Raw genomic sequence first — 25,069 nt, forward strand, 5'->3', positions numbered from 1 at the left:
GGAGGGCGACCGTCTTCGCGTGGTTCAAATCCCAACCCTCGCATGTCGCCACGAACAACCCGTGAGCGGCCACTACGTTCGTGGCGTCGAACGAGCGAGGCCGTAACGCCGACCGACTCGAGTACGGCCTCAGGAGAGCCGTTGCGGCAGTACCACTGCGAGCGGAAGGTAGATTACCGTCGCGATGATGGCCGTCGCGAGCACGCCGAGGACGAGGTTCTCGGAGACGAACCGCCACGCGAGCAGCAGGATGCCAGCCGGCGGGAGCGCGAGGCCGGCGGCCGTCCGGTGGAACTGCCGCAGCCGATCGTCGACGGCCGCCGGCGCGGCCGTCGGGTCGCTTCGTTCGTCGTCCGCCAGGAACGCGGGAAACGAGAGGAACAGCCCGAGTCCGATAACGAGACCGACGAACGCGCCGAACGCCACGTCGCCGAACAACTGCTGTCCGAGATACGCGAACACCGGGACGTCGAATGCACCGGCGGCAAGCCCGATCAGATCGGGCGACAGCCGTCCGTCCTCGGTCGCCTCCGATCGTGCGCTGCGTGACCCGCTCATGTGTCGACCGACTCACCGCAGCCACATGAGAGTACTGTCGGCCGGCGCGGTCTCGCGTACGCTACTCGAGGATCGCGGCTCGAGCGACCCCGCTCGCTCGGCGGCGGGCGTGGTGCTCTAGAAGCTATAGCACGTCGTCCACGCCCGATCGGCCGACGCTTGCGTAACAGCGTACGAATCGATTCAGTCGCGACTCTCGTCCGCGCTCTCGGCGATGTCCTCCGCGCGTAACTCCTCGCTGGCCTCGCGAACCTCACGCATGACACTCGAGATGCGTTCCTCGGCCTCGAGTTCGTCCTCGACGGCGAGGTCGACGCCCTCGACCTCGAGCAGGAACTTGGCGACTTCGGTGGCCTCGTACATCACGTCGTCGAGTTCCTCGGCGGTGAAGAAGTCACACATCGCGCCGTAGAGGAACGTCGCGCCGGCGGTGCGGACCTTGTCCTCGAACGACGAGCGGGCCTGGTTGACCGCCTGCGGCGAGTAGGTGTCGGTCATAAACGGGACCAGATCGGGCAGGTTCTCGCCGATCTTGGTCATCTCGACGCCAGTCTCGGTCCGGAAGTCCGAACAGAGGCGGGCGATGGCCCACTCGCGAGCGGTGATGTAGGTCCGATCCCGAAGGAACTCGTTGACGCGGTCGTACTGCGCGCCGTCTATCTTCTTGAAGCGGGCGTACTTCCGGACGTCGTCGGGAACGTCGCTCTCCTGCGGATCGGGGTCCGGAACGCCCGGCATCGACGCGTCGCCGTCGCTCGAGTCGTCGGTCGTGCCGGTCGGCTCGTCGGACCGCTCCGGAGCGTCGGTATCGGGCCGGTCGACCGTCTCGTTGCCGTCCATGGCGTGGCATTACGAAACGGCGGGCAAAAGCATTCCCCTCCCCTACGAGAGAGGGCAGGGGCGGCTACCGGGCGAGTCCGCGCGAAAGCGGCCTGCAGCGTTACAGATCGATGCGAGTCTCTTCCGTCCAGGTCGTCTCGTCGAGGACGACCGCGTGGTCCTCCCCGAAGACGTAGAGACGATCACCGACGTACATCGCGCGGGTTCCGGGCCCACCCACGTCGACGCGGGCGACCTCCTCGAGATCGCCGCCCTCGTAGTCGAACACGTAACTGCCCTGGCTGGCCGGCATGAAGAAGACGCCGTGGGCCTCGTCCTGTAGGAAGGCGGTGTGCGTTCGACTGACATCGCTGCCGTACTCGCTGGAGAGGATTTCCGAGTCGAGTTCGACGGGATCGGTCGGATCGCTTACGTCGAATAGCGTCGCCTTGGGACGACGGTCCTCCTGACCGATGCCGAGCACGAGGTCGTCCTCGAGCGGGTGGAGGTACTCCGAGAAGCCCGGGAGTTTGAGTTTGCCGTCGACGGCGGGATCGGTCGGGTCGGAGAGATCGAGCGTGTAGAACGGATCGATCTCGCGGTAGGTGACGACGTAGCCCTCGTCGCCCTCGAAGCGGACCGAGTAGATGCGCTCGTCGACGCCGAGCCCGGTCACGGAGCCGACCGTCTCGAGGTCCGAGTCGAGGACGTAGACATCGTTCACCGAGTCGACGCCGTGGGTTCGGGGAATCGTCGTCGCGATCCGGAGGTGGTCGTCGTGTTCGTCCATCGAGAACTGATTAAGCGGCGTCCCGGGAACCGCACCGCTGGCGTCGACGGACAGGTCGCCGTCGATATCGACCCTGACGATCCCCGTTGTCGTCAGTTCGCGCTGGTGTGCCGCGGCGTAGTCGCGAAGTCCCGTCTCGAACGCGCGATCGGAACTCCGGCGCGCGTCCTCGTCCATTCGGTCGCGCCAGTCGTCGAGGATCTCCTGTAGTTCGACGGCCTTGGCGCGTTTGGACACGTCGATGTCGTCCAGCGCCGCGACGCGCTCGCGGGCCTCGGCGTCGAGCAGCGCGGAGCCGTTCTCGCTGCCGAGGTACGACCGCCGCAGGTCGTACTCGTCGGTCGAACGGGTATAGGAGAGGTAGATTCCGTTCTCCGAGACGTAGGTCGCCGACAGCGAACGCGAGCCGACGACGCTTGTCTCGCTTTCCAGGCGGCCCGTCTCGGGATCGACGCGGGCAGCCGTGTAGACCGCATCGGCGTCAGCATCCGCGGTCGGTCGAACGACATCGGTACACGCGATCGTCCGATCGCCGTACGGTTCGATCGGACACGGATCGTCCCCCGGCCGGTCGACGAGGACGAGGTAAAGGTCACCGTCATACAGGCGGGCCGTCTCGAGTCGCGCCTCGAGGTCCGTGCGCCACTGCTCGTCGGGGGCCTCGGGATCGCTCACGTCGTAGCCGGCGGCTTCCTCGTCGCCGAGGACGATGAGGGTCTCTCCCGCGAGCAGCAGGTCGCCGGAGAGGGGAATCGAGCCGATCGTTTCGGGGGCTTCGGGGTCGCTCACGTCGACGATCGACGTCTCACCCCATCGGGACGTGTAGCGATGGTCGGCGTAGTAGACCGATTCGCCGTCGGTTTTCAGTACGTCGGGTTCGTCGAGGGCCGCTTCCTGAACGTTCGTCTCGGAGTAGCGGGGCTCGCCGTTCGAGGCGGATGTCGTTTCGCCCGCGCCACCGTCGGACATTCCGCCGCCGTCGGCCATCCCGCCGGCGTCGGTACTCCTGCCGCTCTCGGCCACGTCGTCGGCGTCCGCTTCCGCGTCGACCGCCGCGTCGTCACCGGCCGCCCGAACCGTTGCGGACGGTCGAGTCAGAGCAGCGGTCTCCGATCGATCGGCAAAGTACTCGGCGAACGCATCCTCGGACGCGAAGGTTGTTAGTTCGGGTTCGCTCCGACCGGCGAGTGACCCGTCCGCTCGCTCGGTGTCGGTCCCGTCAGTCCGCCGCTCGTCGAACAGGCCCGTGAGGCCGGCACCGATGACCGACCCCACCACCAGCGCTGCGAGGGCGACCGCGATCAGAGTCGTTCTGCGATCCATATTCCTTCAATCCAACCCTCGTAATAAGGGTGCACCGCTAGGTAAAACGCCACTTTCACCCACCGAACCCGAGGAGCGCCATCACCACTCGTCCAGAGAGCGCCGCTCGGCGGCGTTCGCGTCGCGTAAACCCTTTTCCCGCCCTCGAGAGTTCGACCGGATTTAAGTTCGTGAGGGGCATTCGGTAGTATATGTCACAGACGCCAGTCGTAGTCAAGGCAGTCCGGACGCCACAGGGGAAAGAAGACGGCGTGTACGCCGACGTTCGTAGCGAGGATCTCTCGGTCCCGCTGATCGACGAGATTCTGGCCGAAACCGGTCTCTCCGGGGAGGAGGTCGACGATCTGATGTGGGGCTGCGCCCAGCAGCGCGAGGAGCAGGACAACAACCTCGCCCGCGTCATCGCTCTCCTCTCGGAACTCGGGGAGTCGGTGCCGGCGACGACGATCAACCGCTGGTGTGCCTCCTCGATGCAGTCGGTCATCTCCGCCTCCGACGCCATCGCGGCCGGCAACCGAGACGCCATCATCGCCGGCGGCGTCGAGAGCATGAGCCGCGTCGCGATGGGCGAGAGCTACGGCCACATTCACCCGAAGATCTCCGAACTGTACGACCTCGGGGACCTCCAGATGGGGATGACCGCCGAGAAAGTCGCCGCGGAGTACGGCGTCAGCCGCGAGGAACAGGACGAGTACGCCGCCCGTAGCCAGCAGCGAGCCACCGAGGCGACCGAAGAAGGCCGCTTCGACGACGAGATCGTCCCGATCGAAACCGAGGACGGCACCGTCGAGGAAGACGAGGGCATCCGACCGGGCACCACCCCGGAGAAACTCGCCGAGCTTCCGACCGTCTTCAAGGAGGACGGCACCGTCACGCCCGGCAACGCGTCCCAGATCTCCGACGGAGCCGCTGCCCTGCTGATCACCAGCGAGGCCTTCGCCGAGGAACACGACCTCGAGATCATGGCCGAGATCGGGCAGAACAACGTCGCCGGCGTCGATCCCACCGTCATGGGAATCGGCCCGGTCCCGGCGACGAAGGGGCTGCTCGAGCGCAACGGCCGCGACATCGACGACTACGATCTCGTTGAACTCAACGAGGCCTTCGCGAGCCAGTCGATCTACTCGCGCGACGAACTCGGCATCGACCCCGAGATCTTCAACGTCAACGGCGGTGCGATCGCGCTCGGTCACCCGCTGGGCGCGTCGGGCGCTCGCCTGCCGGTGACCCTGATCAACGAACTCCAGAAGCGCGGCGGCGGCCTCGGACTGGCGACGCTCTGTGTCGGCTTCGGACAGGGTGCGGCGATCGAGTTCGAGGTTAACTGAAGCGCGGTTCGGAGACCAACGGCCGAAAACCGCGGATCGAGAGCGATCTCGAGGGGACGTGTTACGGACGGCGCAGGACTGAGGATCGGCCGCGAGACGAATTCAGCGCGTGATCTGACCCGATCTGCCCGTTTCGATGGGTGCGAACGTTTCGACAGGATATTTACGTTCGAGTCGTTTCGGGAACATATGGGCGGCGTGAAACGTCTCTATGACCGCACCGATGCGTGGTTGCGGGGGCTCTCCCGCGGACGGTACGCGGCCGTTTTGGGGTTGGCGACGGGTATCGGGGTCCTCGCAGTCGGCTTCCTGTTGAGTCGGGACCTCCTCCTCGTTCAAGCGGTCACGATGGCGCTCGTCATGTTCGGCCTCGAGTGTGCGTTCGGGCGATGGGGGGAGTACGCGAGCTAACAGCATGTCCGTCGGCTCTCCGCCGCCCATCCTCGAGCCACCGTCGGTTGGGGGGTCGTTTAGTATCCTCGAGTCCGTAGGTTTCGTATGCGCATCGGGTTGCTCGCGATCATCGTCGGAATCCCGCTGGCCTGGCATCTCGGGCTCACCGCACTCGCCTACTGGGACGCCGGTCGGGTGGGCCTCGAGCCCCAGTGGAAGTGGGCGGCGATCACCTTCTGTATCCCGCTGGTCGGGTTTTTCAGCTACATCTTCGAGCGCAGCGAACTCTCCTACGATCCCGAGACCGACCCCTATCGGGGGCACAACGTCAACATCCACCCCTCGCGGGCCGACGACACGTCGCTGCCGTCGCGCGGTGACGACCGCCTCGAGCCGGCGCTCGAGGAAACCGACGACGAGTAGCAGGCGGGGTCGTGGCTTCAAGCCGCTGGCCGGTGAATACACAGGGGATGTCCGACCACGGCACAGTCACCGTCGTCCCCAGCGTCCACTTCTCGCCGACACATTGCCGACGGGTCCGGGAACGAATCCGCGCGGTCGAGCCGAACCTCGTCGCCGTCGAACTCGACGAGTCGCGCTTCGAGCGCCTCGAGGCCGCGACCGAGCCGGACCTCGCCGAGCTGAGCCGCGAGTTGTCGCCGCCGGCCGCGGCCGCCTACAGTGCAGTCCGTGCGTTCCAGCGGACGGTCGTCCGGCTCGCCGGGCTCGATCCCGAGTACACCGACATGGAGGCGGCCATCGAGACGGCCGCCGAGCGAGACCTCGACGTCGCGCTGATCGACGATCCGGTCGCGGAGACCCTGCGGGAACTCGCCCGTCGCATCGGCCCGTTGACGATCCCGCGAAGCATGCTCCGTGCGCAGTCGATGGGACCGGACGCGTACGCCGACCTGCTGGCGCTGCTCGAGCAGCCCGTCGCGGAGATTTCACACGGTGACGACGTCCGGCCGGCGATCGACCACCTCCGGCGGCTGTTCCCCGAGGTGGCGGCGGGACTGATCGACCGCCGGGATCGGTCGATGGCACGGCGGCTCCACGCGCTCCGGCGTGAGGGCCACGACGTCGTCGCGGTCGTCGGCGCGGGCCACCACAACGGAGTCGAGCGGCGACTCGCGACGCTCGAGGGCGAACGCAACGCCGCCGAGCGGACCGAATCGGTCCCGATCAGAACGCCCGCACGGACGGTAACGCGAATTCCGATCGAGTGAGCGGGCTCGAACCGCTCGCGCCGACCGGGGAGACCGAGTTGCGATCAGTCGTCGGCCGGTGCCCCACTGTCCCCGCCGACTTTCGTGTCGGGGACGGTGCCGTCGTCGTTCCAGCCGCGCTCGGCGTAGTACTCCTCGAGCCCCTGCTCGAAGTCGGGCAGTTCGTAGGGCAGCCGGTCGTCGCCGCGGTCGAAGCCGCGCTGGTTATTGAAGTGTCGTTCCAGCGCGACGACCTCGCCGCCGAGGGCGAGCAGATCGTCGTAGTCGGCATCGAGCAGCGTCTCGATGCGCTCTTCGGTCAGGAAGTCCCGGGAGAACTTACAGAAGATCGCGCTGTCCTTGACGGCGTTCAGGTTCTCGAGTTCGACGAGCTTTGGCGGCTTGTCCTCGAGTCCCTCCTTCTGGAACGCGTCTTCCTCGCCGACCAGCGGGTACTCGTAGGGGTAGAACTCGGCGTACATGTGGTCGGCACCGCGGTTCGAGGTCGCGAAGGCGAGTCCCTGGCCGTTCAACGTACGGCCGTCGTGGGCGGCGAACTCCATGCCCTTGACCGACCAGTTCTCGACGCCGAGCTCGTCGTGAACCCGGTCGATACCCTCGGCGAGCGTGTCGCCGACGCCCTCGCGGTAGGCGATCCGCTCGACGAGATCGTGAATGAGGTCGACGTTGCCGAACTCGTCCTCGCTGGCGAGGTAGGCCGCGACGGTGTCGCCCGCCGAGATGGTGTCGAGTCCGTACTCGTCGCACAGCTTGTTCGATTTCATCACGTCGACGATATCGTCGACGCCGGAGTTCGAACCGAACGCCATCAACGTCTCGTATTCGGGACCCTCGGTCTCGAGGTCGGACGCCTCGTCCCGCGTCGGCAGCTTGCAGGCGAACGCACACGACGAGCAGGTGCCTTTCTTGTACTTCTTCTCCTCGACGCGGTCGCCGCTGATCCCGTCGATGCCGTCGAACGACAGGTCCTCGAAGTAGTAACTCGGCAGGGCCTCGACCATGTTGGCGTACTCCGCGACCGACGTGGTCCCCTGGGCCTTCATGGGGTGGTCGGCCTGGGCGGCCTCACCGTGGATCTCCATCTGGACCGGCGGAATATCGACCTCGGCGGTCGAGTCGCCGTCGAAGGTGATCGCCTTGACGTTCTTCGAGCCGAGGACGGCACCGAGTCCGCCCCGACCGAAGGCACGCTCCTCGGAGGTCATCATCGAGGCGAATCGAACCCGGTTCTCACCGGCCGGGCCGATGATCACAGTGTGTTCCGCGCCGAGGTCGCGTTCGCCCTCGATGTACGCACAGGTTTCCGGGACGGTCGCCTCGGCGAGGTCCGGGACTGCCTCGAACTCGACGCCCTCGTCGGTAACGTGAACGATAACGAGGTCGTCGCTCGCGCCGGTGATCTCGACGGCGCTGTAGCCGGTTCCGGTGAAGTTCCGCGAAAGGAACCCGCCGGCGTTCGAGGAGAGCAGGCCATCGGTCAGCGGCGAGACGCCGGTCGCCGACATCCGGCCGGTGAAACTCATCGTCGAGTGCTGCATCGGCCCCGTTGCGAAGTACAGCCGGTTGTCGGCTCCCAGCGGATCGGCGTCGAACGGGACCCGTTCGTGGGCGAGTTTCGTTCCGAGCGCCCGTCCGCCGACGTACGACTCGAGGACGTCGTCGATGTCCTCGGTCTCGACGGTTCGGTCCCCGACATCGATCGAGCACAGCGGTCCTCGTACGTGTCTCATGGTCACACAGTGGTAGGCACGGCCGCAAAACGGTACCGGTTTTTCAGGCAGGTTCGCCCGGTGGAACGGTGCGTTGCCAGTCGGCGAACGGCGGAGTGTCGACGGGACCGCGTCGAGACTCGGCTTTATGTAGCCGCGGTCGCTGGGTTCGTGCATGTCCCGGTCGAAGCGGCCTCGCGAGGAGACGACCCTTGACGACGTTTACGACCAACTCGAGGCGCTCGAGGAGACGGTCGATACGTCGGACGAACGGTCGGAGGTACACCGGACGATGCATCTCGTCAGTCGGCTGTCACACAACGCGGCGGTCGGGAAGGTGATTACCGGATTCACCCGCAAGGACAAGGCGGAGGCGTTCGTTGGCAGCGTCGTGATCGGCCTTCCGATGGTGGTCGAAGACGGCGTATTCAGTATCGGTTCGTTCCTGGCGACGCATCCCGGCTTGCTGCTGCTGCACTTCGTATTCACGGTCGGGCTGGTCGTCGGCATCCTCTACGTCGCCGATTTCCGGGAGGTCCAGATTCACAATCCCTACTTCGGCGTCGTTCCGCGTCGCCCCGTCTGGGTGTTGCTGATCGCGTTCGCGACTGCCGCGGGGGTGATGACGCTGTGGGGCCGAATCACGTGGGCCGAGCCGTGGGTCAACTGCTGTCAGGTTTCGGTCGTCTTCACCGCGATGGCGCTGGGCGGTTCGCTGGGCGACATTCTGCCCGGGGAGAGCGAGCAGCGGGCCCTCGACGACCCGGGCTCCCCCGACGGCGGTCGGCGGGTCGTCTCGCGGGCGGAACGGTCCGCGCGAACGGAACGTTTATCCGAGTGACGGCAAAGCCGGCCCCATGGTCAGTACGGCGATTCTGTTCGCACTCGGCGCATTGCTGCTCTACGGCGGCTGGGCGGTCACCGGCGGCGTCGCGACGCGCTCGCTCTCGCCCGTGAACGCGGTCTTTCTCTCCTACGTCGCCAGTCTCGTGATCGTCGGCGGCTACGTGCTCTCCCTGCGCCGCCCCATCGTCGGCACCCGCGTCGACATCACCTTCGCGCTCGTCTCCGGGGCGTTCCTCGCAGCCGCGTCGATCTGTTTTTACGCCGGTCTCGCGCGCGGGAACATGGCGATCGTATCGGCGATCGCCGCCCTGTACTTCGTCGTCCCGGCGGTCGTCGGCGTCTTCTATTTCGATGCCCAACTCTCCGCAACGAACGTCGCCGGACTCGCGCTCGCGGTGGTCGCCGTCGGCCTCGTCGCGACCTGACTGCGGCGTTCGGCGGCCGCCCGTGACGTCACGGGTGTTCGTCCTCGTCGCCACCAGCGGGCTCGTGCGCCGGTCCTCACCGGCAGTCGGGACCGATCGGACAGACCTTGCCTCGAGCGCCGAGCGTAACGGTTCGCCGAGCCGCCGAAGTGTTTTGTGCTAACCGTTGAACGGTCGGTTATGGATTGGACCGATCGAACGGCGACGCTCGGACTGCTCCTCGCGCTCTCGCTTGGCATCTGTACGCACTTTCTCGTCGCCAGCGACTTCGTCCTCGGTGCCCTCTTCGAATTCCTCGGCCTCGTGACGGTCGTCATCGGGTGGTTCATCCTCGCACCGGCGTACTACTTCCACACGCGGACCGAGGCTCGCGAAACGGAGTCGGCCGACGGGCGCGATTCGACGGACCGAGCGTCGGAACCGGAGTCGGCGGCTGCCGATGACCACCCTCCGGCGACGGTACGCCGCGGGCGAACCCTCCGAAGCGGAGTTCGAGCAGAAAGTCGAACGGTTGCTCGAGACCGACGCCGGCGAGACCGGGGGCTCGAGCGATGGACGCATCGACGACGAACTGGACCGCGAACTCGAGTACGAGTGAGCGCTGCGAGCCCCCGACGACCGCCTAGACCGGCCTGCCACACTGCTCGATGGCCTCGCGAACCGCCTCGGAGCGGCCGATGAGCGTGATGTGATCGCCGCGCTCGAGTTCGACATCGGGGGTTGGTACTTCGCTCGTCCCGTTGCGACTCACGAGCGCGATGAGGACGCCGTTCGGGAGTTCGCTGCCGAGATCGACGATCTGCTTCCCGACGAGGGCTTCCTCGGTGATCTCGATCTCCTGAACGTCGCCGGAGCGACCGAGTTCGGACATCCAGTTCGAGAGCGCGGGTCGTTCGATCTGGTTGTCGATCGCCCACGCGGTCGACTCGGCCGCCGAGATGGTCTGGACGCCGAGGTCCTCGAACGCCGACGCGTTCGAGGGCTGGTTCGCCCGGGCGATCACGTTCTCGACGTCGAAGTTCGACTTCGCGAGCTGTGCCACGAGCAAGTTCGCGTCGTCGTCACCGGTGGCCGCGACGACGGTCTTGGCGTTCTCCGCGCCCGACTCACGCAACACCTCGACGTCGGTGCCGTCGCCCTGACGGGCGGTAAAGCCGTCGTTGCGCAACTCCTTGAGGACCGTCAGGTCCTCCTCGATCAGTACTACGTTTTCACCGCGCGCTTCGAGCCGTTCTGCCAGCGAGCGACCGACGCGGCCGCCGCCGATGATGAGTACACGCATGGGTATCACGTCGAGTTTCTCCGCGATCTGCCGGGCCAGGCCGCCCTCGAGGACGACCGAGACGAGGATGACGAGGAACACCGTTCCGACGAGCAGATCCGCGCCGGCCGGATTCGTCGGCGGGGCGCCACCCTCCGCGACCCCGGTCTGCAGCCGGATCGCGAACAGGGTCGCGACCGACGCGGGGATGATGCCCCGCGGGCCGACGAAGCTCATGAACAGCGTCTCTCGGAACGTAAACCGGTCTCCCCGGGTCGTCAGAAAGACCAAAAGCGGTCGCAAGACGAACATCACGGTCACGACGACGGCCACGCCACCGAGTCCGAGCATGAACAGTTGATCGAACTCGAGCAGTGCCGCGAGCGTGATGAAGACGAAAGACAGGACGATCAACGTAATATCGCCTTTGAACGCCTCGATATCCTCCTCGTAGGGGAGCCCGGCGTTCCCGAGGATCAATCCGGCCGTGGCTGCGGCCGCCACGCCCGCCTCCGAAAAGACGTAATCGGCCGTCCCGAAGGCGACGATCGCCCCCGCGAGCGTGAGCAACCGAGCGTTTTGCGGCGCGTTATCCGGCGAGAGATCGACGTACTGGAGCACCGACCAGACGACCGCAGCGACGACGACCCCGACGAGGAGCCCCGTCCCGAGCCGTTCCGCGAACAACTGGAGATAGAGTTCGGTGGTCAGCGTCTCCTCGCCGACGGCCATCGCCTTGAACAGCACGACCGCGAGGATCGCCGCCGTCACGTCGTTGACGATACCCTCCGTCTCGAGGGTCGCAGCGACCCGGTCGCGGACGGGGACGACCTTCAGGATCGGTGTGATGACCGTCGGCCCCGTCGCGATCAGGAGCGCGCCGATCAACAGCGCGATGTCCCAGTGGGCTCCGAGGAAGAAGTGGACCGCGGCGGCGGTCCCGAAAAACGCGATCGCCGCGCCGATCGTGGTCAGCCGTAACACGGCCGACGGTGCCTCTTTGATCTTGTCGATCTTGAGGTGGAACGCGCCCTCGAAGACGATGATGGCGACGGAGAGGCCCACGATCGTCGAGAGGCCGCTCTCTCCGAAGGAGTCGATTGTCAACACGCCGAGCCCTTCCGGTCCGATCGCGACCCCGGAGACGATGAGAAAGAGGACGCTCGGCACGCGGAACCGGGCCGAGAGGAGCTGTGAGAAGACGCCCAGGCCAACGATCGAGGCGACCAACAGAAGCAAATCGGCACCGCCTTCTGCCCCGGTCATAGTCGTCGCTGCGGTCCCATGATCGGTCGACATACCGACGCTGCTGATCCGTCCATTCGTCCCGACGGACTCAGTCCAACCGGTTAACTCCTGTGAGAAACGGCCGCCGCGATAGTCGAGGGGCGCACTTCCCGTCTCGAGCCCCTCAAGCGCGTAAGCGGGCAACAGCGACCGTTATCGATCGCCGCTCAATCGTTCTCGAAGATTCGATCGACACGGTCCTCGAACCGCTCGAGGATGACCCGCCGCTTCTTCTTCATCGTCGGCGTGAGCATGTCGTTTTCCTCGGTGAACTCCAGCGGGACGAGTTCGAACTGCTTGATCGTCTCGTGTTTCTCGAAGTTCTCGTTGACCCGGTCGACCTCCTGCTGGATGTGGTCGCGGACGCGGTCGTCGTCACACATCGCCTGGGGGTCGTCGGGGAGATCGATCCCCGCCGATTCGGCCCACTCGCGGACGTGGTCCGTGTTGGGGACGAGCAGGGCTCCGATGAACTTCTCGCCATCGCCGACGACCATCGCCTGCTCGACGATTTCGCTCGCGGCGAAGGCGTCCTCGATCGGTCCGGGCGCGACGTTTTTCCCCGTCGAGAGGACGATGATCTGCTTGACGCGGTCCCGAAACTCGAGGTAGCCGTCGGGCCTGATGTGGATGATATCGCCGGTGCGGAACCACTGCCCCGACGAGGCCGCCGATGCTCCGCTCGCGTCCGCGGCTCCCGACCCGCTCGAACGGGCCGCGGTCTCCCCGGGGGCGGCGTCGATAAACGCACCCTCTGTCGCGCCGGGTTTGTTCCAGTAGCCCTGGGTGACGTTTGGCCCCCTGACGAGGAGTTCGCCGACCTTGCCGGGATCGTCGGCGAACGCCTCCTGATCGGCGACGGTCTCGTCGACCGTCACCTCGACGTTGAACAGCGGCGGCCCGATCGTTCCGATCTTCGCGGCCTCCGGGGGATTCGTCGCGACGATCGGCGCGGTCTCGGTCAGCCCGTACCCCTCGAAGATGGGGAGCCCCATCGCGTGATAGAGCCGGCAGAGTTCCGGCGAGAGGCTCCCGCCGCCGCTGATCAGTATTTCGATGTTGCCGCCCAGGGCCTCCCGAACCGTCGAGAAGACGAGCGTATCCGCGAGCGCCTGTTTGGCCGAGAGGATCGGCCCCGGCGACTCGGCTTGCTGGTACGCGACGCCGACATCCGTCGCCCACTCGAAGATCCGTTGTTTGGCCGGGGACTGGCTCGCTTCCTCGCGGATGCCGTCGTATATCTTCTCGTAGACCCGGGGAACGCTCGTGGCCGTCGTCGGCTCGACGAGGCCGAAGTCCTCCTGGAGCGTGTCCGGACTCTCCGCGTAAGCGACACAGGCACCGCTTGCGAACAGCACGAAGTGCCCGGCGGTCCGTTCGAAGACGTGGGCCAGGGGAAGGTATGACAGCGCTACCGACTCCTCGTTTAGCACCGGCACGTCGTCGCCCTTGTCCGGCCGCGGGCCGAAGCGTTTCCGGGACGCGTTGACGTTCGACCGGAAGTTCCCGTGGGTCAACTGGACGCCCTTTGGCTGCCCGGTCGTCCCGCTCGTGTAGATCAGGCTCGCCAGATCGTCCAGTTCCGTCTCCTCGATCCGGGCCTCGTAGGCCTCGAGGTCGAAGGTTGCATCGCCGCGGGCATAGACCTCGCCCAGCGTGAGGATGTCGTCGCGGTCGTCGTATCCCTCGATGGCGTCCATCGAGACGATGAACTCGAGATCGAGGGCGTCCTCGACCGAGAGGACGGTCTCGAGCAGGGCCTCGTTCTCGACGACGACGCCGTCGGCATCGGGGTCATCGAGCAGGTACTCGACCTGCTCCGGTGAGGAACTCGTGTAGACGGTCGTGACGACCGCGCCGGCTCCGAGGAGGGCGAAGTCGGTCTGGGCCCACTCCATCCTGGTGTTGGCGAAGAGGCCGATCCGGTCGCCCGTTTCGACCCCCAGATCGCGGAAGCCGGCCGAAAGCCGCCGAACGATATCGCGCACCTCGGCGTAGGAGAGCGTCCGGAACTCACCGGACGTTGCGGCGGGAATCACCGAGTCGGTCAGCGATCGCTCGTAGACACCTCCCTTGTACTGCTGTGCCGGTCGATTCGAATTGCGTGCGGCCGACTCCTCGAACAGTCGTGCGAGGGTCGTCTCGCCGATCACCTCGTCTTCGTACTCGCGTTCGGCATCCCGCCAGTTCATATCCCTATGGGAGTTGCTCCCGTGCGATAAAACGTGATGAAACGGACATAATCAGTGAGTGTGTTTATCACTCGGCCGAGGACGGTCGAGACGCCCGCTGCGGGCCGAACACTCCATCTGACGGGGTACCTAACGGTAATCGTCGGCCGCGATTGCGTCGGCCGGCTCGCGGCTCGTCCCCGCAGCATGTGTCTCGGTCACCCATCTCGATGATCGAGATACCCAAGCACACCCCGCGTGTTCAGTTTCGCCTCCTCGCTGGCTTTCTCGTCGCCCCAGACGTCGGTCAGGTCGGACGCGTTCGCGAAGTACTCGATCACCGCGTCGTCGTCCCCGAGTTCGCGGCGTTTCGCCGCGACCGCGTCGACCCATTCCTCGAGAACCGTCGCGTACTCCTCGAGAGCGACATCGGCGTCGTCGCCGACGTAGCGGGGGCCGAAGTGGGGATAACAGAACACGTCCGGGTCGAGTTCGGCCAGCATCTCGATGTCGGCGAGACACTGCTCGAGGTCGAAGTTCGACGGCGGCGAGGTTTCCCTGATCGCCTCGATCTCGGGCACCCAGATGCCGGCGGCGTCGGCGGTGAAAACCGCGTCGTTCGCGGGGTCCTCGAAGACGACCTGGTGGGGCGCGTGACCGGGTGCCCCGTGGACACGCAGTTCGTGGGTGCCGAGGTCGATCACGTCGCCGTCGTCGATGTCGACGATTCGCGATTCCGGGATCGGCTCCGGTTCCACGTAATGCGTCCACTGTTCGCCGACGGCGTTTTTCGTCCCCGCGACCAATCGCGAGGGATCGGCCATGTGGTCGGCACCTAACGCGGGGACGTAGACATCGGCGTTCGGATAATCCGCGGCGAGAAACCCGGCCCCGCCAGCGTGATCCAGATGCACGTGCGTCAGGGCGATGACCTCGAGATCGGCCGTCCCGATACCGACCTCGGCGAGTCCCTCGCGGAGCAGGTCGTAGTTCGTCCCGATACCGGTGTCGACGACGGCGGGCCGCTCGTCGTCGAGGATGTAGACGGCACCGTACCCGTTCGTATCGTACATTCCCGTGTCGAGGTAGTAGAGGTCCGAGCAGTCGCCGGTAGCCACGTTACGGATGTCTCCGACTTCCATAGCGAAAGCGCGTCAGCGAACGGGATAAAAGCTCGCGTCGCGGCGACCCACCCGGGTAGTAGGCCGTTACAGACTTCACACCCCGGACTCTTGAACACCATAGATGCGTCGAATCGACGCCGAACCACGACTGAGTCTCGAGGCGACATGAGCCACGATACGCCCGCCCGGTCCCGTACCGAGACCCCCCGCTCGTGGCTCACCCAGAAGTACGTGCCACGGCTCATCGGCTGGTTCGGCGGACTCTCGGTACTCTCCCTCGTCGGCTGGACGGTCGCGTTTGCCGGCATGATCGACGTTCCGGGCCTCCTGCTCAGTGCCGCGTTCACCGGCGGGCCGGCCCTCGGGCTGATCTGGGGCGGCTATCGACTCGACCGAAGCGACATCGAGACGGGCCGGTACGCTCGAATTCTCCAGTGGTGTGTCGGCGGGTCGGTCGGCTTCCTGGCGATCAACCTCCTGACGATGGTCTTCTTTCCCTGGTACAGTCTGGCAGGCAACATCTCCTGGGCGCACTTCTCTGTCAATGCGGGTGCGGTCGGCGGCTTCGCCGTCGGGTACGTCGAAGCGCGAGCGATCCAGCGCGAGGTCGAGGCGACGGTCGCCACCGTCCGTGCCGACCAACTCGCGGACGAGCGCGAACTGCTCCTGTATCTGAACGACCTCCTCCGACACGAGGTGTTGAACTCCGCACAGATAATCAGCGGCCACGCGTCGCTGCTGCAGGCGGAGTGTAACGACGAGCGGGTTCGTACGCGCCTCGAGATGATCGAAGGCGAGAGCGACGACCTCGTCGATGTCATCGACGATATCCGGGCGATGCTGGAGGCGAACCGAGACCCGGAGACGCACTCGACCGTCGACCTCACCACGTTACTGAGGGCACAGGTGGCCGAATGTCGTGCGCGCTTCGACGAGGCCGTCATCGATATCGAGTGCCCCGCGTCGGCTCACGTTCAGGGCAATGAGGGGCTCAAATGGGTCTTCTCGAACCTCCTCGAGAACGCGATCGAACACGCCGACGCCGCGACGCCACACGTCCGCGTGACCGTCGATGAGCAACCCGAGACCGTCATCGTCACCGTCGCCGACGACGGCCCCGGGATTCCCGAAAAAGAGCGGGAGAGGCTGTTCGAACGCAAGTCGACCAACCACGGACTCGGCTTGTACCTCTCGCGTATCCTCGCGAACAGGTACGGCGGCTCTGTCGACCTCGCCGACACCGGCCCCGACGGGAGCGTCTTCGTCGTGGCGTTACCCCGCGCTTCGGCCGCCGACGATGCCGAGACGTCCGACTACCGTCGCCGCTGACCGTCATATTCACTCGAGCACACGACGGCTGTGCAATCCGCACGAGTCGGTTCAGTTGGGACTGTCACGGCCCTCGAACTCGTCGGCCGATTCCTTCCACTCGCCGATGCCCGAGGGATCGAGGTGGACGTGGGCGTCGCCGACGTCTTCGAGACCCCGCAGTCGTGCGACCAGTTCCGACTCGATATCGTGGGCCTCCCGAAACGGCATGTCGCCATCGACCTCGACGTGGACTTCGACCTCGAGCACCGTGCCGTCGTAGAAGACGGTCAGGTCGTGGACGCCCGCGACGGCCGGATGCCGCCGGAGGGCGGCCGTGATCTCCCGTCGCTTCTCGGGACCGGGCGCGGCACCGATGAGGTAATCGACGTTTTCCCTGCCGATCTCGATGCCCTGATAGACGACCAGCAGACTGACGAGGCCGCCGGCGACGGGATCGAGTATCGGATAGCCGACGAGGACGCCGAGAACGCCCACGATGGCGGCGACCGAGGTGTAGATATCGTTCAAACAGTCCTTCGCGAGCGCCGCGAGCGCGGTCGACTGCAGGTGCTCGTTGATCGCCACAGTGTAGCGATAGACCAGATACATGTCGACGATCGAGAAGCCGAGCGCCACGAGGAGCAACGCACTGAACTCGATGTCGGTTCCGTACAGCAGTCCCTGACCGGACCGGTAGAGCAGGTTCAATCCTAACAGTGCGATGACGGCCCCGACGAACAGCGCCGTCAGGGGCTCGATCCGGTCGTGACCGTGGGGATGCGTGTCGTCGGGTTCGTCGAACGCGCTCCGTCCCCAGACGAGGACGACGACGCTGGCAACGAGATCGGCCAGCGAGTGAGCCGCGTCGGCCAGCAGGGCAACGCTGCCGAACGCGAACCCCGCACCGCCCTCGGCGACGATCTTGGCGATGTTCCCGAGGACGTTCGCCCACGACGCCCACGCGAACCCGCGTCGCCCGCCGTCCGCCGCGTCCGCTTCGGACATGGCTCGGTTTAGAGGCAGTCTAACCTTGGCTCTTTTCCTTCCCCGCTCGAGGCGCGCGCCGTCGATCGGGCACCGATCACAACCCTCATTGGGGGACCACGAGAGGGACGAAACGACCGGGCGATGGGGCCCGCCCGACCCAACCGCCGGAGCGACATCGACCGCGTCCGGAGCGAGCACGGACTCGCCGAGCGTCGTCCGGCTGACGGTCCCTGCGTGAGTCCCAGTCATGGCAGACACACATCCACTCGTTCGCCTCGAGACGGTCGCACTGATCGCTGTCGGCGGGTTCGCCGGCTCGAACCTCCGGTTTTTCGCGATGGGGCTGCTGCCCGACGTGCCGTCGATCGTTCTGGTCAACGCCGTCGGAAGCGCGGTCCTCGCCTTCCTGGTCTACGAAGCCGACTACGCGAACCGCCTGACCGCACGGACTCGACTCGTCTTCACGACGGGGGTGCTCTCCTCGCTGACGACCTACAGCACGTTCGCGCTCCAGACCGCGCTCGCGGCGCGCCCGCTCGCGCTGGGCGGCATCGTCGCCGCGAACTACGGGCTCGGCCTCGCCGGCGTCCTCGTCGGCCGGTTGCTCGCGCGTCGGTTCGGCGTACCGCGGCCGACCGGTGGTGAGACCGCATGAGCGTGCTCCTTCTCGAGGGGATCGACATGCTCGGTCGAACGGCCGCCACCATCGATCTCGAGCCGGCCCACGTCGTCGGCACCGGCGGGGCGATCGGAGCCAGCCTTCGATACGTGACCACGCAACGGGTGACCGAACGGCTCTCGAGCGAGCGGGTCCCGCTGGCGACGTTCGTGGTCAACGTCGTCGGCAGTTTCGTCCTCGGTCTCGTGGTCTTCGCCGGCGTGGGCGGGTCGACGCTCCGACTCGTCGGGACCGGTATCTGTGGCTCGTTCACGACGTTTTCCTCGTTTTCGGTCGAAACGGTCCGGCTGTACGAGCGCGGCGATCGGACCCTCGCGGTCGCCAACGCCGCGGTGACTCTCGTCTGCTCGCTCGCGGCGATCGGACTGGCGTGGCTACTCGTCGCCGTCACCGCCCTCTGAGCGTCGCACTCCCCGCCGAACGCGGGCCACGGTAGGTTAGCGACCCGTCACGAACGGGGCCAACCACCACGACCTCGCGCGGTCGGGTCGCCTTCGACCCGCGGTAGGTTTATGTCCGGCTTCCGTGAGACGACAGTATGGAGGCTCGCCAAGACGCGTGGCGGATCTACCGCGAGTCACTGCCGATCCTCGTGGTCAGCCTCGCCGGCGGGATCTTCGCCGGATCGGTCCTCGGATCGGAAGGAATGACCGAGGGGTTCGAGCGGTTCCCCGGGCTCTTACTGTTGCTTCCCGCCTTCCTCGCGACGCGAGGGAACGTCTACGGCGCGATGGGGGCGCGCATCTCGAGTGGACTTCACCAGGGGATGATCGACCCCGAGTTCTCGTGGGACCGGCGGCTGGTCAACGCCGTCGCCGCCTCGTTTATCAACGGCATCGGGATCTCGGTCGTCATCGCGGTCCTCTCGTGGGGCATTCTGCATCTCCTCGGTCGTGAATCGGCCAGGCTCGTCGAACTCGTCGGCATCATGCTCGTCTCCGGCGTCCTCACGTCCGTGACCCTGATCTTCGGACTGCTGGGGCTGGTGTTCGCGAGCTACAAATATGGGCTCGATCCGGACAACCTGATTGGCCCGATCGTCACCACGCTCGGCGACATCTTCGGCGTCGTCTTCCTCTTCGTCGCGATCACCGTCGTGGGGGGGATCTTCTAATGGCGGCCGCGGGCCCGGAGGAGCCGCTCGATACCTGGGCGATCCGCAGCATCGTTACTACGATGTTTCCCATCCTGCTCGTCCTCTCGCTGCTCGAGATGGGATCGGGCTACGTGCTCGAGGCACTCGAGAAAACCTATCTCTCCAATCCGACGCTGCTGGTGCTCGTCCCCGTCATGATCGGGATGGGCGGCAACCTCGGTGCGATCCTCTCCTCGCGACTCTCGACGCGGCTCCACCTTGGCCTGCTCGAGTTCGATCCGCGCGACGAGGTCCTGTGGACGAACGTACTGGCGATCATGGGACTGGCGGCGACGATCTTCTCGGCGCTGGGCGTCGCGGCCTGGATCGTCGGACGGGTCATCGCCGAACCGATGGCGCTGGCCGATCTCATGCTCATCTCGACCGTCAGCGGTCTGCTTCTGGCCGTGATCGCGATCGTACTCAGCATCGGCGCGACCTATATCTCCTACACGCAGGGTCTGGACCCGGACGATACGACGATCCCGGTAGTCACGAACGTCTGTGACATCCTCGGCGTGATCGTCCTCTCGGGGGTCGCGATCGTCGTCCTGAACTAACGGATCGGTCCGAAACGGGGGAGTCGGACGCCCTCCCGTCATTGCTCCACGTTGTGACCGAAGGTACGGAAAGAACGGACGGAACAGACGGTCGTGACGACGGACCGGGTCGGAGCTACGCGGACGCGAGGTCGCGAAACGCCGCCGCGGCCGTCCGGGTCCCCTTGGAGATGAGTACGTCGCCGCCGCGCAGTTCCGCGTCGGCGTCCGCGACCAACAACCAGCCCTCGTCGGGCCGCCGAATGGCGATCACGGACATCGTCGAATCGGCATCGGGAACGCCGGCGGTCACCGCGGTCCCGTCGAGATCGCTCCCCTCATCGACCTCGACGCGGGTGATGATCTCGTCGCTCTCCTGGACGGCCATCTGCACTACCGGATGGACATCGATCTCCCTGAGAACGCCTTCGCTGATCTCGATCGCGGCGTCGCTGATCCGCTCCGTGCAGTTCCCCAACTGGATCAACCCGCGGAGAACGACCGGGTCCGTTGCGTCCGCGGCGGCCCGGAGCGTCCACGCCTCGAAGCGCGATTGCATCGCGTCGACCTCAACCTCGAGATTCCGGACCTCCTCGGCCAGTTCCTCGCTGTCGAACAGCACGCTGCTGTAGGCCAGATCGACCGCCAACTCGGAGAAATCCTTCATGTGGATGATCGTATCCACGGCGCGCTCCAGGTCGTCGATATCCGGCGTTTCAGCGGTCGGGGCCTCGTAGGCCTCGCCGGTCAGTTCCGCGCAGACGTCACCGATCGCCGACTCGGGGCCCCGGAGGAGCGCGACGTCGTCGGCCTCGATGCGGGTCGTCGGTCCCGGATTGAGCAGCCAGTCGCTGCCCCGCCGGAGCGCGATCACGCGCACGCCCGTCACCGACTCGAGGTCGATGTCCTGGAGCGTCCGGCCGGCGTAGGCCGAGTCCACCGCGACGACCCCGCGAAGGAGCGCCTCCGCAGCGTCGGGCAGCGCCGCGCGCATCGCCTCGGGGAGACCCATATCTTCGAGGACGATCTTCGCGATATCGCCGGCGGCGTCGCTGATCCCGTCCGCGGCCCCGACGATCCCGAGGACGGGAGCGAGCTGTTCCGCGTCCGCCGGCTTCCGGGCGGCCATCAGGAGGCTCATCCGCGCCCGCATCTCGAGGACGTCCATCCGCTCTTCCAGGCGCAGGACTTCCGTCGCGAGCTGCTCGCTTTGGTGGAGCACGGCCGAGTACGAGAGGTCGATCAACAGCTCGGCGGTATCTTTCATCTCCACCAGCACGTCCTTGACGCTGACGGGCTCGTACTCGATCGGGGCCGACGATGTCTCGCCCTCGAGCGGGTCCATACTTCGGGAGAAGGTGGCCCGCGGAAAAAGCGTTTCCCGCTTGGGAGTCTGGATCGGGCGATCGAACGACGCGGCCTTCCGACACGGTTTTGCCCGGGCACAAAGAACGGACGATCAATACCAATGCTCGACCGGACCCATCTGCGCGAGAATCCCGACGAGGTACGCGACGCCCTCGACGACCGCGGGGCCGACGTCGATCTCGACGAACTCCTCGACCTCGACGACCGCTGGCGGGAGCTCAAAGCCCGCGGCGACGACCTGCGCCACGATCGCAACCAGATCACCAAGCGGATCGGCAAACTCGTCGCCGAAGGCAAAGACGAGGAGCGGGAGGAGGCCATCAAACGCTCGCGGGAACTCAAAGCCGAGATCGAGGACGTCGAGGAAGAAGCCGCCGAACTCCAGTCGGAGCTCCGGGAGCGGATGCTCGAGATCCCGCAGCTCCCCCACGAGAGCGTCCCGCTCGGGGTCGACGAACGCCACAACGTCGAGGACCGGCGCTGGGGATTCGACGACGCACACGAGTTGCCCGAGGAAATCACGCCCCACTACGAACTCGGCGAGGAGTTGGACATCATCGACGAGGAACGCGCCGCCAAGACGACCGGGGCGGGCTTTTACTTCCTCAAGGGCGCGGGCGCACAGCTCGAGCACGCCCTGATCCAGTTCATGATGGACATCCACCGCGAGCAGGGGTACGTCGACCTCTTCCCGCCCGTTCCGGTCACGAGTGAGTCGATGCGCGGGACGGGACAGCTCCCGAAGTTCGCCGACGACGCCTACCGAGTGGGCGGCAGCAACGAGGAGGCGTACGAGGACGACGACCTCTGGCTCTGTCCCACGGCGGAGGTCCCGGTTACCAACATGTACCGCAACGAAATCCTCCTCCAGGACGACCTCCCGCTCAAACACCAGGCCTACACGCCGAACTTCCGCCGCGAGGCCGGCGAGCACGGTACCGAAACCCGCGGCATCGTCCGCGTCCACCAGTTCAACAAGGTCGAACTCGTCAACTTCGTCGAACCGTCGGAGAGCTACGACCGACTCGAGAACCTCCTCGCGGAGGCCGAGGACGTCCTCAAACGCCTCGGGCTTCCCTACCGCATCCTCGAACTCTGCACCGGCGATCTGACCTTCGCCAGCGCCAAGACCTACGACATCGAGGTCTGGGCCCCCGGCGACGACATGGACGACGGTCCCGACGAGGGCGGCCGCTGGCTCGAGGTCTCCTCGGCCTCGAACTTCGAGGCCTTCCAGGCCCGACGCGCCGGCCTTCGCTACCGGCCCGAGCGCCACGAATCGGCCGACTACCTCCACACGCTCAACGCCTCCGGGCTCGCGATTCCCCGAGTCATGGTCGCCATCCTCGAGTACTACCAGAACGAGGATGGTACGGTGACGATCCCCGAACCGCTGCGGCCGTACATGGGCGGCAAAGCGGTCATCGAGGGCCACGAAAAGGTCGGGGAGTCGGCGCTCGGTGCGGGCGACCGCGAGTAGCGACACCCGGTACCGTCGTGTCAGGGCGTCCGCCGGCCGGGGGCATCGAGTCCGGTGCTCGAGTGGATCGGGACTCTGTCAACGAAACAACTATAGTTCGGAAGCAGAGTCGACAGGTATGTACATCGATCTCCGGCAGAAAGTGATCGCATCGATCATCGGAGTGCTGTTCCTCGTCGGCGCGCTGGTCCTGTTCCCGTGGTGGGTCGCGCTGTTCGTCTTCGCCGTCATGCTTCCGTTCTACAGGAGAGTGCTGACGGCGTGACGGCCGGTGGCAACGATCGCTCGAGCAGCAAACAGCACCGAGAGACTGAGACGGTGACCGTTCCGGTCACCGAACCAGCCGGCCGCAGTGGGTGCGGTCTCGACGTGCCGACTCGATGGGGGCTGATGCCGACGGCGGAGCAGTCGCCGGGGCGCGTCCCGGCAGCCGATTCGGAAGTGCTACCACGCCGGGATCGCCGTCGGTGTTCGGCGGCCGCTCGGCGGACCGGTCGTCCGCGTTGATGCCATCGGCGTTACGTGTCGGCCAGGTTTCGGATCTCCTCGACGGCGTCGGCCGCGTTGTTCAGCGCGTCCGCGATCGGCGGAAGCGGGGCGTTCTCGGCCGCCTCCCGCGCCTCCGCGACCGTACTCACGTCGTACTCCATTCCCGATTGGGCTTCGATCTCCGCCGTGACCTGCGTGAAGATTTCCGCGGCGAGATCGTCGATCGTCCCGCTGTCGGTGTTCTCGATCGTGCCGACTGGATCGACGTTCTCGAGTTGCGCGTTGATGTCCTCGACGATGGCGTTGATCTCCGCGACCGCGTCGCTATCGTCGCTTTCACCGTCGCCATCGCTGCCGTCGTCGATGGTGTAATCGGCAAGGGATGCGATTTCTTCGACGGCATCGGCCGCGTTGTTCAGCGCGTCCGCGATCGGCGGGAGCGAGGCGTCCTCGGCCGCCTCTCGTGCCTCCGCGGGCGTGCTAACATCGTACTCGACGCCGGCCTGGGCTTCGATCTCCGCCGTGACTTGCGTGAAGATCTCATCGATAAGCGCACCGATCGTCTCGTCGCTGGTATCCTCGATCGTGCTGACCGGATCGACGGTCTCGAGTTGCGCGTTGATATCCTCGACGATGGCGTTGATTTCCGCGACCGTTTCGTTACCGCTGTCGCCGTCGCTGCCGTCGTCGATGGTGTAGTCGGCGAGGGATGCGATTTCCTCGACGGCATCGGCCGCGTTGTTCAGCGCGTCCGCGATCGGCGGAAGCGAGGCATCCTCGGCGGCTTCCCGTGCCTCCGCGGGCGTGCTGACATCGTACTCGACGCCGGCCTGGGCTTCGATCTCAGCCGTGACCTGCGTGAAAATCTCGTCGATGAGCGCACCGATCGTCTCGTCGCTGGTGTCCTCGATCGTGCTGACCGGATCGACGGTCTCGAGTTGCGCGTTGATGTCCTCGACGATGGCGTTGATCTCCTCGACGGGACCGTCGTCGGGGTCGTCATCGGGATCGTCTTCCTCCTCCGTGACGACCTCGCCGTCGGCCTCGCCGCCGACGCGGGCGTCGGCTTCCGTGTTTCGCATGACGACGTTCAGGTCCGTCTCGCTCGAGCCGCTAACGTCGTTAACGGTGACCACGAGACGGAGGGCGACGTTCTTCTCCGTCGTACTGCTGTCCTCTTCCGCTTTGAAGTCCGATGCCGAGAGACCGTCGTGGTCGAGGACGCTCCCCGCGAGTTCCTCGCCGAGGGCAACATTCGACTGACTGGTGCCGTTCACCTCGGTGGTCGCCTCGTCGATCGTCTCCGCTTCCCCACCGTGTACCACCTGAAGTTCGACCGTCGCTTCCCCAGGCTCTTCGTCCAGCCCTTCATACCTGAAGCCGACGTTGACCGCCTCCGCACGGATGTCCGTTACGGACCCGTCGTCACTTTCCCCGCTGATGCTGGTTCCTCTGAACGTGTGATCCCGAATCTCCGCCGCCGCCGATCCGGACAGTATTACTGTAGTGCCGATAGCTGCCGTGCCGATACCGCCTGTACTAGCGATGAACTTTCGTCGATTCATATCTGATCGATGACGCCGTACGACGCCCGGCGCTGGCGGACTCACAGCATTGCCACTCGTCGGTGACCTGCGCTGACCGACCGTTTCGCAACGCGTCTTAATTGCGTGTGAGTGGCGGAACAGACCATGTTTTCATGTATAAAAATTTCTGATTATAAATTATAAATACTGTACAACTGGTTTTTGGTTTATTTAATATAATAGCTGTTTGATAACAATAACGAACAGTGAGCCGCGTGCAAGCCCGCGGCCG

Annotated in this window: 25 protein-coding genes; 14 read left to right on the top strand and 11 right to left on the bottom strand. The window is 65.7% G+C overall.

What is annotated here, in order from left to right:
• Positions 1-129 precede the first annotated feature (129 nt).
• From C487_RS01865 to C487_RS01875, 3 genes are all read right to left on the bottom strand, one after another.
• On the bottom strand, positions 130-558 hold the full coding sequence (locus tag C487_RS01865; RefSeq protein ID WP_006183971.1) for a hypothetical protein: 429 nt from the start codon (positions 556-558) through the stop codon (positions 130-132).
• 183 nt (positions 559-741) lie between these two features.
• A complete protein-coding gene (locus C487_RS01870) occupies positions 742-1,398 on the bottom strand; it encodes a DUF5806 family protein (protein WP_006183972.1) in 657 nt (218 codons plus the stop codon).
• 100 nt (positions 1,399-1,498) lie between these two features.
• Positions 1,499-3,490, bottom strand: coding sequence for a beta-propeller domain-containing protein (locus C487_RS01875; RefSeq protein WP_006183973.1), 1,992 nt, complete (start codon positions 3,488-3,490; stop codon positions 1,499-1,501).
• A 191-nt stretch (positions 3,491-3,681) separates the two neighbouring features.
• On the opposite strand from C487_RS01875, the gene C487_RS01880 reads away from it, so the two are divergent.
• From C487_RS01880 to C487_RS01895, 4 genes are all read left to right on the top strand, one after another.
• Positions 3,682-4,818, top strand: coding sequence for a thiolase family protein (locus tag C487_RS01880; protein ID WP_006183974.1), 1,137 nt, complete (start codon positions 3,682-3,684; stop codon positions 4,816-4,818).
• Between the two features lie 189 nt (positions 4,819-5,007).
• Positions 5,008-5,229 (top strand): hypothetical protein, encoded by a 222-nt coding sequence (locus C487_RS01885; protein ID WP_006183975.1) that lies wholly within the window; start codon positions 5,008-5,010, stop codon positions 5,227-5,229.
• An 87-nt stretch (positions 5,230-5,316) separates the two neighbouring features.
• Entirely contained in the window at positions 5,317-5,634 is a 318-nt protein-coding gene (locus C487_RS01890; RefSeq protein WP_006183976.1) for a hypothetical protein, read from the top strand.
• Positions 5,635-5,681: 47 nt separating this feature from the next.
• Positions 5,682-6,440, top strand: a complete 759-nt coding sequence (locus C487_RS01895; RefSeq protein WP_006183977.1) for a TraB domain-containing protein — start codon at positions 5,682-5,684, stop codon at positions 6,438-6,440.
• 44 nt (positions 6,441-6,484) lie between these two features.
• On the opposite strand, the gene C487_RS01900 is transcribed toward C487_RS01895, so the two are convergent.
• On the bottom strand, positions 6,485-8,170 hold the full coding sequence (locus C487_RS01900) for an aldehyde ferredoxin oxidoreductase C-terminal domain-containing protein (RefSeq protein WP_006183978.1): 1,686 nt from the start codon (positions 8,168-8,170) through the stop codon (positions 6,485-6,487).
• Positions 8,171-8,324: 154 nt separating this feature from the next.
• On the opposite strand from C487_RS01900, the gene C487_RS01905 reads away from it, so the two are divergent.
• Entirely contained in the window at positions 8,325-8,990 is a 666-nt protein-coding gene (locus C487_RS01905) for a DUF2391 family protein (RefSeq protein WP_006183979.1), read from the top strand.
• Positions 8,991-9,006: 16 nt separating this feature from the next.
• Entirely contained in the window at positions 9,007-9,420 is a 414-nt protein-coding gene (locus tag C487_RS01910) for an EamA family transporter (RefSeq protein ID WP_006183980.1), read from the top strand.
• A gap of 159 nt (positions 9,421-9,579) precedes the next feature.
• Here the strand turns inward: C487_RS01910 and C487_RS20605 are convergent, their stop codons facing one another.
• On the bottom strand, positions 9,580-9,774 hold the full coding sequence (locus C487_RS20605) for a hypothetical protein (protein ID WP_161605704.1): 195 nt from the start codon (positions 9,772-9,774) through the stop codon (positions 9,580-9,582).
• An 85-nt stretch (positions 9,775-9,859) separates the two neighbouring features.
• Here C487_RS20605 and C487_RS21280 point away from each other — a divergent pair, with 85 nt between their 5' ends.
• The gene (locus C487_RS21280) at positions 9,860-10,018 is read left to right on the top strand and encodes an SHOCT domain-containing protein (RefSeq protein ID WP_206538377.1); all 159 of its coding nucleotides are present in this window, start codon (positions 9,860-9,862) and stop codon (positions 10,016-10,018) included.
• Positions 10,019-10,042: 24 nt separating this feature from the next.
• On the opposite strand, the gene C487_RS01920 is transcribed toward C487_RS21280, so the two are convergent.
• The 3 genes from C487_RS01920 to C487_RS01930 form a co-directional block, all read right to left on the bottom strand.
• Positions 10,043-11,947: a cation:proton antiporter domain-containing protein gene (locus C487_RS01920; protein WP_049907803.1), complete on the bottom strand. Its 1,905-nt coding sequence runs from the start codon at positions 11,945-11,947 to the stop codon at positions 10,043-10,045.
• Between the two features lie 188 nt (positions 11,948-12,135).
• Positions 12,136-14,160 carry an AMP-dependent synthetase/ligase gene (locus tag C487_RS01925; RefSeq protein ID WP_006183983.1) on the bottom strand — a complete coding sequence of 675 codons (2,025 nt, stop codon included), beginning with the start codon at positions 14,158-14,160 and terminating at the stop codon, positions 12,136-12,138.
• A gap of 197 nt (positions 14,161-14,357) precedes the next feature.
• On the bottom strand, positions 14,358-15,281 hold the full coding sequence (locus tag C487_RS01930; protein WP_006183984.1) for an MBL fold metallo-hydrolase: 924 nt from the start codon (positions 15,279-15,281) through the stop codon (positions 14,358-14,360).
• Positions 15,282-15,428: 147 nt separating this feature from the next.
• Here C487_RS01930 and C487_RS01935 point away from each other — a divergent pair, with 147 nt between their 5' ends.
• Complete coding sequence (locus tag C487_RS01935) at positions 15,429-16,592, top strand: ATP-binding protein (protein WP_006183985.1); 1,164 nt, start codon at positions 15,429-15,431, stop codon at positions 16,590-16,592.
• 51 nt (positions 16,593-16,643) lie between these two features.
• Here C487_RS01935 and C487_RS01940 read toward each other — a convergent pair whose 3' ends face one another.
• Positions 16,644-17,579: a cation diffusion facilitator family transporter gene (locus tag C487_RS01940; RefSeq protein ID WP_006183986.1), complete on the bottom strand. Its 936-nt coding sequence runs from the start codon at positions 17,577-17,579 to the stop codon at positions 16,644-16,646.
• 229 nt (positions 17,580-17,808) lie between these two features.
• Between C487_RS01940 and C487_RS01945 the strand changes: the two genes are divergently transcribed.
• The 4 genes from C487_RS01945 (at position 17,809) to C487_RS01960 (ending at position 19,935) form a co-directional block, all read left to right on the top strand.
• Entirely contained in the window at positions 17,809-18,216 is a 408-nt protein-coding gene (locus C487_RS01945; protein WP_006183987.1) for a fluoride efflux transporter FluC, read from the top strand.
• Positions 18,213-18,641, top strand: a complete 429-nt coding sequence (gene crcB / locus C487_RS01950; protein ID WP_006183988.1) for a fluoride efflux transporter CrcB — start codon at positions 18,213-18,215, stop codon at positions 18,639-18,641. The genes C487_RS01945 and crcB overlap by 4 nt, the downstream gene beginning before the upstream one ends.
• 137 nt (positions 18,642-18,778) lie before the next feature.
• Positions 18,779-19,354 (top strand): magnesium transporter, encoded by a 576-nt coding sequence (locus C487_RS01955; protein WP_006183989.1) that lies wholly within the window; start codon positions 18,779-18,781, stop codon positions 19,352-19,354.
• Positions 19,354-19,935: a magnesium transporter gene (locus C487_RS01960; protein ID WP_006183990.1), complete on the top strand. Its 582-nt coding sequence runs from the start codon at positions 19,354-19,356 to the stop codon at positions 19,933-19,935. Before C487_RS01955 ends, C487_RS01960 begins: the two co-directional genes overlap by 1 nt.
• Before the next feature lie 115 nt (positions 19,936-20,050).
• Here C487_RS01960 and C487_RS01965 read toward each other — a convergent pair whose 3' ends face one another.
• Complete coding sequence (locus C487_RS01965; protein ID WP_006183991.1) at positions 20,051-21,259, bottom strand: potassium channel family protein; 1,209 nt, start codon at positions 21,257-21,259, stop codon at positions 20,051-20,053.
• A 123-nt stretch (positions 21,260-21,382) separates the two neighbouring features.
• Here C487_RS01965 and serS point away from each other — a divergent pair, with 123 nt between their 5' ends.
• Both serS and C487_RS20900 read left to right on the top strand, forming a co-directional pair.
• Positions 21,383-22,762, top strand: a complete 1,380-nt coding sequence (gene serS / locus C487_RS01970; RefSeq protein WP_006183992.1) for a serine--tRNA ligase — start codon at positions 21,383-21,385, stop codon at positions 22,760-22,762.
• A 118-nt stretch (positions 22,763-22,880) separates the two neighbouring features.
• Complete coding sequence (locus C487_RS20900) at positions 22,881-23,027, top strand: hypothetical protein (protein ID WP_006183993.1); 147 nt, start codon at positions 22,881-22,883, stop codon at positions 23,025-23,027.
• 253 nt (positions 23,028-23,280) lie between these two features.
• Here C487_RS20900 and C487_RS01975 read toward each other — a convergent pair whose 3' ends face one another.
• Positions 23,281-24,816, bottom strand: coding sequence for a hypothetical protein (locus C487_RS01975; protein ID WP_006183994.1), 1,536 nt, complete (start codon positions 24,814-24,816; stop codon positions 23,281-23,283).
• Positions 24,817-25,069 lie beyond the last annotated feature (253 nt).

The sequence above is a fragment of the Natrinema pallidum DSM 3751 genome, from assembly GCF_000337615.1.
GTDB lineage: Archaea > Halobacteriota > Halobacteria > Halobacteriales > Natrialbaceae > Natrinema > Natrinema pallidum.

Bases quoted from the DNA above. Each gene is read 5' to 3' on its own strand.
- C487_RS01865 (WP_006183971.1), bottom strand. From the start codon at position 558: ATGAGCGGGTCACGCAGCGCACGATCGGAGGCGACCGAGGACGGACGG.
- C487_RS01870 (WP_006183972.1), bottom strand. From the start codon at position 1,398: ATGGACGGCAACGAGACGGTCGACCGGCCCGATACCGACGCTCCGGAG.
- C487_RS01875 (WP_006183973.1), bottom strand. From the start codon at position 3,490: ATGGATCGCAGAACGACTCTGATCGCGGTCGCCCTCGCAGCGCTGGTG.
- C487_RS01880 (WP_006183974.1), top strand. From the start codon at position 3,682: ATGTCACAGACGCCAGTCGTAGTCAAGGCAGTCCGGACGCCACAGGGG.
- C487_RS01885 (WP_006183975.1), top strand. From the start codon at position 5,008: ATGGGCGGCGTGAAACGTCTCTATGACCGCACCGATGCGTGGTTGCGG.
- C487_RS01890 (WP_006183976.1), top strand. From the start codon at position 5,317: ATGCGCATCGGGTTGCTCGCGATCATCGTCGGAATCCCGCTGGCCTGG.
- C487_RS01895 (WP_006183977.1), top strand. From the start codon at position 5,682: ATGTCCGACCACGGCACAGTCACCGTCGTCCCCAGCGTCCACTTCTCG.
- C487_RS01900 (WP_006183978.1), bottom strand. From the start codon at position 8,170: ATGAGACACGTACGAGGACCGCTGTGCTCGATCGATGTCGGGGACCGA.
- C487_RS01905 (WP_006183979.1), top strand. From the start codon at position 8,325: ATGTCCCGGTCGAAGCGGCCTCGCGAGGAGACGACCCTTGACGACGTT.
- C487_RS01910 (WP_006183980.1), top strand. From the start codon at position 9,007: ATGGTCAGTACGGCGATTCTGTTCGCACTCGGCGCATTGCTGCTCTAC.
- C487_RS21280 (WP_206538377.1), top strand. From the start codon at position 9,860: ATGACCACCCTCCGGCGACGGTACGCCGCGGGCGAACCCTCCGAAGCG.
- C487_RS01920 (WP_049907803.1), bottom strand. From the start codon at position 11,947: ATGACCGGGGCAGAAGGCGGTGCCGATTTGCTTCTGTTGGTCGCCTCG.
- C487_RS01925 (WP_006183983.1), bottom strand. From the start codon at position 14,160: ATGAACTGGCGGGATGCCGAACGCGAGTACGAAGACGAGGTGATCGGC.
- C487_RS01930 (WP_006183984.1), bottom strand. From the start codon at position 15,281: ATGGAAGTCGGAGACATCCGTAACGTGGCTACCGGCGACTGCTCGGAC.
- C487_RS01935 (WP_006183985.1), top strand. From the start codon at position 15,429: ATGAGCCACGATACGCCCGCCCGGTCCCGTACCGAGACCCCCCGCTCG.
- C487_RS01940 (WP_006183986.1), bottom strand. From the start codon at position 17,579: ATGTCCGAAGCGGACGCGGCGGACGGCGGGCGACGCGGGTTCGCGTGG.
- C487_RS01945 (WP_006183987.1), top strand. From the start codon at position 17,809: ATGGCAGACACACATCCACTCGTTCGCCTCGAGACGGTCGCACTGATC.
- crcB (WP_006183988.1), top strand. From the start codon at position 18,213: ATGAGCGTGCTCCTTCTCGAGGGGATCGACATGCTCGGTCGAACGGCC.
- C487_RS01955 (WP_006183989.1), top strand. From the start codon at position 18,779: ATGGAGGCTCGCCAAGACGCGTGGCGGATCTACCGCGAGTCACTGCCG.
- C487_RS01960 (WP_006183990.1), top strand. From the start codon at position 19,354: ATGGCGGCCGCGGGCCCGGAGGAGCCGCTCGATACCTGGGCGATCCGC.
- C487_RS01965 (WP_006183991.1), bottom strand. From the start codon at position 21,259: ATGGACCCGCTCGAGGGCGAGACATCGTCGGCCCCGATCGAGTACGAG.
- serS (WP_006183992.1), top strand. From the start codon at position 21,383: ATGCTCGACCGGACCCATCTGCGCGAGAATCCCGACGAGGTACGCGAC.
- C487_RS20900 (WP_006183993.1), top strand. From the start codon at position 22,881: ATGTACATCGATCTCCGGCAGAAAGTGATCGCATCGATCATCGGAGTG.
- C487_RS01975 (WP_006183994.1), bottom strand. From the start codon at position 24,816: ATGAATCGACGAAAGTTCATCGCTAGTACAGGCGGTATCGGCACGGCA.